The organism is Bartonella sp. AD328YNZD (assembly GCF_042196425.1).
In genome coordinates, this window is sequence record NZ_JBHIQG010000052.1 from 1 (window position 1) to 8,479 (window position 8,479).

The following is an 8,479-nucleotide window of genomic DNA, read 5'->3' on the forward strand; positions in this document are numbered from 1 at the left end:
GTTTTGCTATTCGTGAAGGTGGTCGTACTGTTGGTGCCGGTATCGTCTCTAAGATCATTGAATAAATAATGCTTGTTGAGTGCTTTGATTATTGAAGGCACTTTGTATAACAGGGAAATAAAGAGCATGAACAGTCAGAATATTCGCATTCGCTTGAAAGCGTTTGATCATAGAATTCTTGATACGTCGACGCGTGAGATCGTATCGACTGCTAAACGTACCGGTGCAAATGTCCGTGGTCCCATTCCGCTTCCTACGCGGATTGAGAAGTTTACGGTCAATCGTGGACCGCATATCGATAAGAAAAGTCGTGAGCAGTTTGAGATGCGAACACATAAGCGTCTTCTTGATATTGTTGATCCAACGCCGCAAACAGTGGATGCGCTTATGAAGCTCGATCTTTCTGCTGGTGTGGATGTAGAAATTAAGCTCTGAGGTTTGAGGACAGAAGGAACAGACCCGATGCGTTCAGGTGTAATAGCACAGAAGCTGGGCATGACCCGTATTTATAATGATGCTGGTGAGCATGTGCCGGTGACGGTACTTCGTTTGGAGAATTGTCAAGTCGTTGCTCAGCGTACAGTTGAAAAGAATGGTTATACTGCTGTTCAATTAGGTGTAGGCTTTGCTAAGGTTAAGAATACTTCACAAGCTCTTCGTGGACATTTTGCTAAGGCTTCTGTTGAGCCTAAAGCCAAAATAGCAGAGTTTCGTGTGAGTCCCGACAATCTTCTTGATGTTGGTACTGAGATTACAGTGGAACATTTTGTTCCAGGACAAAGAGTTGATGTGACTGGTACCAGTATTGGTAAGGGGTTTGCTGGTGTTATGAAGCGACATAACTTTGGTGGACATCGTGCTTCTCATGGTAATTCTATCACACATCGTGCTCATGGTTCTACAGGGCAGTGCCAAGATCCTGGTAAAGTTTTTAAAGGCAAAAAAATGGCTGGCCATATGGGGCAAGTGCGTGTAACAACACAGAATATTGAAGTTGTTTCCACTGATAGTGAGCGTGGTTTAATTTTAGTGCGTGGTGCTGTTTCTGGTTCTAAAGGTTCTTGGATTTTGATACGGGATGCTGTGAAGAAGCGTCTTCCTGATAATGCTCCAAAGCCTGCTGGTATTCGCCGTCTTGTGAAGGAGAAAGCGGAAATGGTTACTCCGGTGACGGAAACCTCTGAAGTTGAGGGAGCCTAATAATGGATCTTGTAATTAAAACTCTTGATGGTAATGAAGCTGGCAAATTAAAGGTTTCTGAAGCTATTTTTGATCTTGTTCCGCGTGAGGATATTTTGCAACGTGTTGTTCGTTGGCAGCTTGCACGTCGTCAGCAGGGAAGTCATCAATCCCAAGGTCGTTCTGATGTGTCGCGAACAGGGGCAAAAATGTTTAAACAGAAAGGAACTGGGCGTGCTCGACATTCATCTGCACGTGCGCCGCAGTTTAGAGGTGGGGGTAAGGCACATGGACCGGTGGTTCGTAGCCATGCGCATGATCTTCCTAAAAAAATTCGTGCTCTTGGATTGCGTCTTGCGTTATCTGCGAAATTAAAAGCAAAAGATTTAATTATTGTGGATGAGTTGACTGTTAAGGATGCTAAAACGAAAATACTTGTTTCTCATTTTTCTAAGCTTGGATTTAATAACGCTCTCTTGATTGGTGGTAAGGAGATTGATATTAACTTTTTTCGTGCAGCCTCTAATATCCCTAATATTGACATTTTGCCTATTCAGGGAATTAATGTTTATGATATTTTGCGTCGCAGCAAACTTGTTTTATCAAAAGCAGCTGTTGAGGCTCTTGAGGAGCGTTTTAAATGACAGATCTTCGCCATTATGATATAATTATTAGTCCAGTTATTACTGAAAAGGCGACTATGATTTCTGAATACAATCAAGTTGCTTTTAATGTCGCGCCGAAAGCGACGAAGCCTGAGATTAAGGCTGCTGTTGAAGCGCTTTTTAGCGTAAAAGTTAAAGCAGTTAACACGATAGTCCGTAAGGGTAAAGTGAAACGTTTCAAAGGTATAGTTGGTCGGCAGAGTGATGTCAAAAAAGCGATCGTAACTCTGGCCAGTGGTCAGACTATCGACGTTTCGACAGGTCTTTAAGAGGCTCGGAGATAGGAATAATGGCACTTAAGCAGTTTAATCCAACGACACCTGGGCAGCGTCAGCTTGTTATTGTGGAACGTTCTTGCCTTTATAAGGGGAAACCTGTAAAGATATTAACTGAAGGTTTGTCTTCAAAGGGTGGACGTAATAATCGCGGTCGTGTTACTGCTCGTTTTCAGGGTGGTGGACATAAACGTAGTTATCGGTTTGTCGACTTTAAGCGTCTTAAACGTGATGTTTCAGCAAAGGTTGAGCGTTTAGAGTATGATCCTAATCGTACCGCTTTTATTGCTTTAATCCGTTATGAGGATGGGCAATTGAGTTATATTCTTGCACCACAGCGTCTTGGTGTTGGTGATTCTGTTATGGCTGGTTTAAATGTAGATGTTAAGCCGGGTAATGCTATGCCTCTTGCTAATATGCCTGTAGGTACAATTATTCATAATGTTGAGATGAAGCCAGGAAAAGGCGGGCAGATTGCACGTTCAGCAGGTGCTTATGCGCAGTTGGTTGGACGAGATCATGGTATGGCTATTCTTCGTTTAAATTCTGGTGAACAGCGTTTGGTTCCCAGTAGCTGTTTTGCAACTGTTGGCGCTGTTTCAAATCCTGATCATGGGAATATTAATGATGGTAAAGCAGGTCGGTCACGTTGGCGTGGTAAGCGTCCACATGTTCGCGGTGTTGCTATGAACCCTGTTGATCATCCACATGGTGGCGGTGAAGGTCGTACATCAGGGGGGCGCCATCCAGTATCTCCTTGGGGTAAACCTACGAAAGGTAAGCGTACGCGCTCTAATAAAGCCACTGATAAGTTTATTATGCGTACGCGTCATCAACGCAAGAAATGAGAAAGGTAGTCTGAAGTGGTTCGTTCAGTTTGGAAAGGTCCGTTTGTTGACGGCTATCTTCTTGGTAAAGCAGAGAAGGTACGTGCAAGTGGGCGCAATGAAGTTATAAAAATATGGAGTCGTCGCTCTACTATTTTGCCGCAATTTGTTGGTTTAACTTTTGGTGTTTACAACGGTAATAAGCACATTCCTGTTTCTGTTTCTGAAGAGATGGTTGGGCATAAGTTTGGTGAGTTCGCTCCTACCCGGACTTATTATGGTCATGGTGCCGATAAAAAAGCAAAGAGGAAGTAGGAATGGGAAAAGCTAAAGTTTCGCGCCAACTTAAAGATAATGAAGCAAGAGCTGTCACACGGACAATTCGTGTTAGTCCGCAGAAACTTAATTTAGTTGCTGCAATGATTCGTGGTAAAAGAGTTAATGTCGCACTCGCTGATTTGATGTTTTCACGTAAGCGTATTGCTGCTACTGTGAAAAAAACGCTTGAATCAGCAATTGCAAATGCAGAGAATAACCACGATCTTGATATTGATTCGCTTGTTGTGGCGGAAGCTTATGTTGGTAAGTCGATAGTGATGAAGCGCTTTCATGTTCGTGGTCGAGGGCGTGCGAGTAGAATTGAACGTCCATTTTCGCATCTTACTGTTATTGTTCGTGAAGTTACCGAAAAAGTGGAGGCCGCGTAATGGGTCAGAAGATCAATCCAATAGGACTTCGTCTTGGTGTTAATCGGACTTGGGACTCTCGTTGGTATGCTGATAGTGGTGAATATGGACGTCTTCTTCATGAAGATTTGAAAATTCGTTCGTATGTGCTTGAGGAGCTTAAACAGGCGGCTATTTCTAAGGTCGTTATTGAGCGTCCTCATAAAAAGTGTCGTATTACGATTCATTCTGCACGTCCTGGTTTGATTATTGGTAAAAAAGGTGCTGATATCGAAAAGCTTCGTCATAAACTCTCAGAAATGACGGATGCTGAAACTTCATTGAATATTGTGGAGATTCGTAAACCGGAGATTGATGCAACAATTATTGCGCAATCAATTGCTCAACAGTTAGAGCGTCGTGTTGCTTTTCGTCGTGCAATGAAGCGTGCTGTTCAGTCTGCTATGCGTCTTGGTGCGGAAGGTATTCGTATCAATTGTTCTGGCCGTCTTGGTGGTGCTGAAATTGCTCGTATGGAATGGTATCGTGAAGGTCGTGTTCCACTTCATACCTTGCGTTCTGATGTTGATTACGGTACAGCAGAAGCTAAGACCGCTTATGGTATTTGTGGTATTAAAGTTTGGGTCTTTAAGGGTGAGATTCTTGAGCATGATCCGATGGCTTCAGAACGTCGTGCTACGGAAGTTGATCAATCTGGTTCTTCATCGAATCGTCGCCGCGAAAATGCTTAGTTTTTGAGATTGAACTAAATTTTGGAGTAGAGAACAATGTTGCAGCCAAAGCGCACAAAGTTCCGTAAACAGTTCAAAGGCCGTATTCACGGTTTTTCGAAGGGTGGTACGGATTTGAATTTCGGTGCCTACGGTTTGAAGGCTGTTGAGCCGGAGCGGGTTACTGCTCGTCAAATTGAAGCGGCGCGTCGTGCGATTACACGTTATATGAAGCGTTCTGGTCGTGTGTGGATTCGCATTTTTCCAGATCTTCCGGTTACATCTAAACCGACTGAAGTTCGTATGGGTAAAGGTAAGGGAAGTGTTGATTATTGGGCTGCACGTGTTGCTCCTGGGCGCGTCATGTTTGAGCTTGATGGTGTTCCGGAGGATGTTGCACGTGAAGCACTAAGATTGGGTGCTGCAAAGTTGCCTATAAAAACGCGTTTCATCCAGCGTATTGCTGAATAATGAGGTTAAGCGATGAGAGCCACAGAATTACGGGCGCAAACGCTCGATCAAATGAAAGATGAATTGGCTAAGTTAAAGAAAGAGCAATTTAATTTGCGTTTTCAAAAAGCAACAGGTCAATTAGAAAAGACTGCGCGCGTTAGACAAGTTCGTCGTGATATTGCGCGTATTAAAACTTTTCTTCGTCAAAAGATAAGTGAAAGTAAGGTTTAAGGAAATAAGAGATGCCTAAACGCGTTTTGCAGGGTGTTGTTATTAGCGACAAAAGTGATAAGACTGTTGTTGTCAAAGTTGAACGCCGTTATTCTCATCCGCTTCTTAAGAAGACTGTTCGGCAGTCTAAAAATTATAAAGCGCATGACGAAAACAACCAATTCAAGATTGGGGATCAAGTTTCTATTCAAGAATCTAGACCAATTTCGAAAGATAAATGTTGGATTGTTGTAAAAGACAATGTAGCGTAATGAGTTAAGCTTATTGTTTTAGAATTTAACAGTGTGGTTATCATTGATAAATTTGAAGGCGATAACTTTATCGTTATTTGGCAGGCAAATCCGAGTGTGTAAAAGATACAATCGGATATATGTGTTAAGAGAAGGTGGCCAGTCATGATTCAGATGCAAACAAACCTCGACGTTGCTGATAATTCTGGAGCGCGTCGTGTCATGTGCATCAAAGTGTTAGGCGGTTCAAAGCGGAAATATGCTTCGGTCGGTGACATTATTGTTGTTTCGGTTAAGGATGCAATTCCTCGTGGCCGTGTTAAAAAAGGTGATGTTATGAAAGCTGTTGTGGTTCGTACTGCTAAGGATATTCGTCGCGCAGATGGTAGTGTCATTCGTTTTGATAGTAATGCTGCGGTTTTAGTGGATAATAAAAAAGAGCCGATCGGTACGCGTATTTTTGGACCTGTTCCTCGTGAATTGCGTGGTAGGAATCATATGAAGATCATCTCTCTCGCTCCTGAAGTGCTGTAAGGAGTAGATGTTATGCAGAAGATTCGAAAAGGTGATAAAGTTGTTGTTTTATCCGGTAAGGATAAAGGATGTAGTGGTGAAGTAATTAAGGTTAATCCGAAAGATAATAAGGCTTTTGTTCGTGGGGTTAATATGATTAAACGTCATCAACGTCAAACGCAGAAGCAAGAGGCTGGAATTATTTCTAAGGAAGCTCCAATTCATCTGTCTAATTTGGCGATTGCTGATCCTAAAGATGGTAAGCCTACACGTGTAGGTTTTCGTATGAATGCAGATGGTAATAAAGTGCGTTTTGCCAAGCGTTCGGGAGAGTTGATTAATGGCTGAGGAAAGACAAATACCGCGTATGAAAGCGCATTATTTTGAAGTGATCCGTAAAACACTTCAAGAAAAGTTTAATTACAAAAATGCGATGCAAATTCCGCGGATTGATAAAATTGTGATAAATATGGGGATAGGTGAAGCGACTGCTGATTCGAAAAAGCCTTCCCTTGCTGCTGAGGATTTAGGACTTATAACAGGACAGAAGGCCGTTATTACGCGTGCACGTAATTCTATTGCAACCTTTAAGGTTCGTGAAGGAATGCCTCTTGGGGCTAAAGTTACATTGCGTAAAGATCGTATGTTTGAGTTTTTAGATCGTCTTGTTACGATTGCTCTTCCGCGGGTTCGTGACTTTCGTGGTTTAAATCCAAAAAGCTTTGATGGTCGTGGCAATTTTGCTATGGGTATTAAAGAACACATTGTGTTTCCAGAAATTAACTATGATAAAGTTGATCAAATTTGGGGCATGGATATTATCGTTTGTACGACAGCAAAAACGGATGATGAAGCTCGTGAACTATTGCGTGCTTTTAATTTTCCTTTTCGTTCGTAACGGCAAACGTAGCGAGGTGAAATTATGGCCAAAGTAAGTGCCGTTGAAAAAAATAAACGTCGTGAGGTGATGGTGAAGCGTTATGCTGCACGTCGTGCACGTTTGAAAGCAATAGTGATGGATCAGAAGGTTTCTCTTGAAGAACGCTTTAAAGCTTCCGTTCAATTAGCAGAATTGCCACGTAATTCTGCAAAAGTTCGTGTTCGTAATCGCTGTGAGGTTTCAGGTCGTCCACGGGCTTATTACCGTAAGTTAAAAATGTCGCGAATTGCATTGCGTGAACTTGGCTCTGTGGGCCATATCCCTGGTATTGTAAAGTCTAGTTGGTAAGAGGAGATTATTCAATGTCTATGTCAGATCCTCTTGGTGATATGTTAACACGTATTCGTAATGCACTTGGTCGTAAAAAAGGCAAAGTGGTTACTCCGGCTTCGAAGCTTCGTGCACACGTTCTTGATGTTTTGCAGTCAGAAGGTTATATTCGGGGATATAATCGCGTTGATTTAGGTGATGGAAAAGCTGAAATTGAAATCGAGTTGAAGTATTTTGAAGGGTTGGCTGCTATTCGTGAGATTTCACGTGTGTCAAAGCCAGGTCGTCGTGTGTATGTTTCCGCTAAGTCGCTTCCGCAGGTGGCAAATGGTTTAGGTATTTCGATTTTATCGACTCCTAAAGGTGTTATGGCGGATCATGAAGCGCGTGAACAGAATGTTGGTGGAGAACTCCTTTGTCGTGTTTTCTAAGTTATGTCAAGAAAACGGAAGAAAAAGTAGGTTAGAACAATGTCTCGTATTGGAAAGAAACCCATTTCAATTCCTTCTGGAGTTACTGCTACTGTTGAAGGTCAGCTGGTTAAGGCAAAAGGTCCAAAAGGTGAGCTGAGTTACGTCGTCAATGATGAAGTCTTGGTCAAACTTGAGGAAAATATCATATCAGTTATGCCGCGGGATCAGTCAAAAGACGCGCGTTCTAAATGGGGTATGTCGCGCTCAATGATTGAGAACATTTTTTGTGGTGTGAAAGATGGTTTTGAAAAGAGATTGGAGATTAATGGGGTTGGTTATCGTGCTGCTTTGCAGGGTAAGGATGTCCAACTATCTCTGGGCTTCTCACATGATGTGGTTTATAAAGTTCCGTCGGGTGTGACTGTGACTGTTCCTAAGCCAACGGAAATTGTTGTTTCTGGAATTGATAAACAGCAAGTTGGACAAGTTGCAGCGGAGATTCGTGAGTATCGTAGGCCTGAGCCTTATAAAGGTAAAGGTGTTAAGCATGCAGATGAACGTATCTTCCGTAAAGAAGGTAAAAAGAAATAAGGATTTTGTATTATGGTTTCATCTAAGGACATTATCCAACGTCGTGCGAGGCGTGTTCGTCGTAGAATTAAAATGGTTTCTCATGATCGTCCTCGGCTTAGTGTTTATCGTTCAAATCAGAACATTTATGCTCAAGTTATCGATGACTTGCGGGGATGTACACTTGTTTCAGCCTCTACTCTTGAAAGTGATTTGAAAAAATCGTTAAAGAGTGGTGCTAATAAAGAAGCCGCTTTCGCTATTGGTAAGTTAATTGCTGAGCGTGCGAAGCAAGTTGGTGTAAGTGACGTGGTTTTTGATCGTGGAGCCTATGTGTACCATGGTCGTGTCAAGGCTTTGGCTGAAGCTGCTCGTGAAGGTGGTTTGAATTTCTAAATTTTCCTCTTTATGAATGTGTAAGGAGAGTTTAGAGTGTTTCGTTTAGGTTCTTCTGGTTTGATGAGGAGCTTTATTATCGTGCTTCCGGAAAAGAAAAAGGAATGAGGAATGGCACAAA

At 42.4% G+C, this 8,479-nt stretch carries 18 protein-coding genes and 1 pseudogene; all 19 read left to right on the forward strand.

What is annotated here, in order from left to right:
* Positions 1-65 (forward strand): annotated as a pseudogene (locus ACFIO3_RS04095) (elongation factor Tu); the annotation flags it as partial.
* 61 nt (positions 66-126) lie between these two features.
* Positions 127-435 carry a 30S ribosomal protein S10 gene (gene rpsJ / locus ACFIO3_RS04100; RefSeq protein ID WP_005773267.1) on the forward strand — a complete coding sequence of 103 codons (309 nt, stop codon included), beginning with the start codon at positions 127-129 and terminating at the stop codon, positions 433-435.
* 27 nt (positions 436-462) lie between these two features.
* Positions 463-1,200, forward strand: coding sequence for a 50S ribosomal protein L3 (rplC, locus tag ACFIO3_RS04105; RefSeq protein WP_375606720.1), 738 nt, complete (start codon positions 463-465; stop codon positions 1,198-1,200).
* A gap of 2 nt (positions 1,201-1,202) precedes the next feature.
* Entirely contained in the window at positions 1,203-1,823 is a 621-nt protein-coding gene (gene rplD, locus ACFIO3_RS04110; RefSeq protein WP_375609444.1) for a 50S ribosomal protein L4, read from the forward strand.
* On the forward strand, positions 1,820-2,113 hold the full coding sequence (locus ACFIO3_RS04115) for a 50S ribosomal protein L23 (RefSeq protein WP_375606718.1): 294 nt from the start codon (positions 1,820-1,822) through the stop codon (positions 2,111-2,113). Before rplD ends, ACFIO3_RS04115 begins: the two co-directional genes overlap by 4 nt.
* Positions 2,114-2,133: 20 nt before the next feature.
* Positions 2,134-2,967: a 50S ribosomal protein L2 gene (gene rplB, locus ACFIO3_RS04120; protein WP_375609445.1), complete on the forward strand. Its 834-nt coding sequence runs from the start codon at positions 2,134-2,136 to the stop codon at positions 2,965-2,967.
* A gap of 15 nt (positions 2,968-2,982) precedes the next feature.
* Entirely contained in the window at positions 2,983-3,261 is a 279-nt protein-coding gene (gene rpsS, locus ACFIO3_RS04125) for a 30S ribosomal protein S19 (protein ID WP_004855734.1), read from the forward strand.
* A 2-nt stretch (positions 3,262-3,263) separates the two neighbouring features.
* Positions 3,264-3,653 carry a 50S ribosomal protein L22 gene (gene rplV, locus ACFIO3_RS04130; protein ID WP_273791407.1) on the forward strand — a complete coding sequence of 130 codons (390 nt, stop codon included), beginning with the start codon at positions 3,264-3,266 and terminating at the stop codon, positions 3,651-3,653.
* Complete coding sequence (gene rpsC, locus ACFIO3_RS04135; protein ID WP_375606716.1) at positions 3,653-4,363, forward strand: 30S ribosomal protein S3; 711 nt, start codon at positions 3,653-3,655, stop codon at positions 4,361-4,363. The genes rplV and rpsC overlap by 1 nt, the downstream gene beginning before the upstream one ends.
* A gap of 36 nt (positions 4,364-4,399) precedes the next feature.
* A complete protein-coding gene (rplP, locus tag ACFIO3_RS04140) occupies positions 4,400-4,813 on the forward strand; it encodes a 50S ribosomal protein L16 (RefSeq protein ID WP_375606715.1) in 414 nt (137 codons plus the stop codon).
* A gap of 12 nt (positions 4,814-4,825) precedes the next feature.
* The gene (gene rpmC / locus ACFIO3_RS04145) at positions 4,826-5,026 is read left to right on the forward strand and encodes a 50S ribosomal protein L29 (RefSeq protein ID WP_375606714.1); all 201 of its coding nucleotides are present in this window, start codon (positions 4,826-4,828) and stop codon (positions 5,024-5,026) included.
* 11 nt (positions 5,027-5,037) lie between these two features.
* Complete coding sequence (rpsQ, locus tag ACFIO3_RS04150; RefSeq protein ID WP_012231991.1) at positions 5,038-5,277, forward strand: 30S ribosomal protein S17; 240 nt, start codon at positions 5,038-5,040, stop codon at positions 5,275-5,277.
* A 144-nt stretch (positions 5,278-5,421) separates the two neighbouring features.
* Positions 5,422-5,790, forward strand: a complete 369-nt coding sequence (gene rplN, locus ACFIO3_RS04155; protein ID WP_004855715.1) for a 50S ribosomal protein L14 — start codon at positions 5,422-5,424, stop codon at positions 5,788-5,790.
* Between the two features lie 12 nt (positions 5,791-5,802).
* Positions 5,803-6,117, forward strand: coding sequence for a 50S ribosomal protein L24 (rplX, locus tag ACFIO3_RS04160; protein ID WP_273760562.1), 315 nt, complete (start codon positions 5,803-5,805; stop codon positions 6,115-6,117).
* On the forward strand, positions 6,110-6,667 hold the full coding sequence (rplE, locus tag ACFIO3_RS04165) for a 50S ribosomal protein L5 (protein ID WP_375606713.1): 558 nt from the start codon (positions 6,110-6,112) through the stop codon (positions 6,665-6,667). The genes rplX and rplE overlap by 8 nt, the downstream gene beginning before the upstream one ends.
* Before the next feature lie 24 nt (positions 6,668-6,691).
* A complete protein-coding gene (rpsN, locus tag ACFIO3_RS04170) occupies positions 6,692-6,997 on the forward strand; it encodes a 30S ribosomal protein S14 (protein ID WP_375606712.1) in 306 nt (101 codons plus the stop codon).
* A 14-nt stretch (positions 6,998-7,011) separates the two neighbouring features.
* Positions 7,012-7,410, forward strand: coding sequence for a 30S ribosomal protein S8 (gene rpsH, locus ACFIO3_RS04175; protein WP_375606711.1), 399 nt, complete (start codon positions 7,012-7,014; stop codon positions 7,408-7,410).
* Between the two features lie 39 nt (positions 7,411-7,449).
* Positions 7,450-7,983, forward strand: a complete 534-nt coding sequence (gene rplF / locus ACFIO3_RS04180) for a 50S ribosomal protein L6 (protein WP_273791413.1) — start codon at positions 7,450-7,452, stop codon at positions 7,981-7,983.
* 12 nt (positions 7,984-7,995) lie between these two features.
* Positions 7,996-8,358: a 50S ribosomal protein L18 gene (rplR, locus tag ACFIO3_RS04185; protein WP_375606710.1), complete on the forward strand. Its 363-nt coding sequence runs from the start codon at positions 7,996-7,998 to the stop codon at positions 8,356-8,358.
* The last annotated feature ends 121 nt before the right edge of the window (positions 8,359-8,479 follow it).

Excerpts from the sequence above, each read along its gene's own strand:
- rpsJ (WP_005773267.1), top strand. The coding sequence starts at position 127 with ATGAACAGTCAGAATATTCGCATTCGCTTGAAAGCGTTTGATCATAGA.
- rplC (WP_375606720.1), top strand. The coding sequence starts at position 463 with ATGCGTTCAGGTGTAATAGCACAGAAGCTGGGCATGACCCGTATTTAT.
- rplD (WP_375609444.1), top strand. The coding sequence starts at position 1,203 with ATGGATCTTGTAATTAAAACTCTTGATGGTAATGAAGCTGGCAAATTA.
- ACFIO3_RS04115 (WP_375606718.1), top strand. The coding sequence starts at position 1,820 with ATGACAGATCTTCGCCATTATGATATAATTATTAGTCCAGTTATTACT.
- rplB (WP_375609445.1), top strand. The coding sequence starts at position 2,134 with ATGGCACTTAAGCAGTTTAATCCAACGACACCTGGGCAGCGTCAGCTT.
- rplV (WP_273791407.1), top strand. The coding sequence starts at position 3,264 with ATGGGAAAAGCTAAAGTTTCGCGCCAACTTAAAGATAATGAAGCAAGA.
- rpsC (WP_375606716.1), top strand. The coding sequence starts at position 3,653 with ATGGGTCAGAAGATCAATCCAATAGGACTTCGTCTTGGTGTTAATCGG.
- rplP (WP_375606715.1), top strand. The coding sequence starts at position 4,400 with ATGTTGCAGCCAAAGCGCACAAAGTTCCGTAAACAGTTCAAAGGCCGT.
- rpmC (WP_375606714.1), top strand. The coding sequence starts at position 4,826 with ATGAGAGCCACAGAATTACGGGCGCAAACGCTCGATCAAATGAAAGAT.
- rpsQ (WP_012231991.1), top strand. The coding sequence starts at position 5,038 with ATGCCTAAACGCGTTTTGCAGGGTGTTGTTATTAGCGACAAAAGTGAT.
- rplN (WP_004855715.1), top strand. The coding sequence starts at position 5,422 with ATGATTCAGATGCAAACAAACCTCGACGTTGCTGATAATTCTGGAGCG.
- rplX (WP_273760562.1), top strand. The coding sequence starts at position 5,803 with ATGCAGAAGATTCGAAAAGGTGATAAAGTTGTTGTTTTATCCGGTAAG.
- rplE (WP_375606713.1), top strand. The coding sequence starts at position 6,110 with ATGGCTGAGGAAAGACAAATACCGCGTATGAAAGCGCATTATTTTGAA.
- rpsN (WP_375606712.1), top strand. The coding sequence starts at position 6,692 with ATGGCCAAAGTAAGTGCCGTTGAAAAAAATAAACGTCGTGAGGTGATG.
- rpsH (WP_375606711.1), top strand. The coding sequence starts at position 7,012 with ATGTCTATGTCAGATCCTCTTGGTGATATGTTAACACGTATTCGTAAT.
- rplF (WP_273791413.1), top strand. The coding sequence starts at position 7,450 with ATGTCTCGTATTGGAAAGAAACCCATTTCAATTCCTTCTGGAGTTACT.
- rplR (WP_375606710.1), top strand. The coding sequence starts at position 7,996 with ATGGTTTCATCTAAGGACATTATCCAACGTCGTGCGAGGCGTGTTCGT.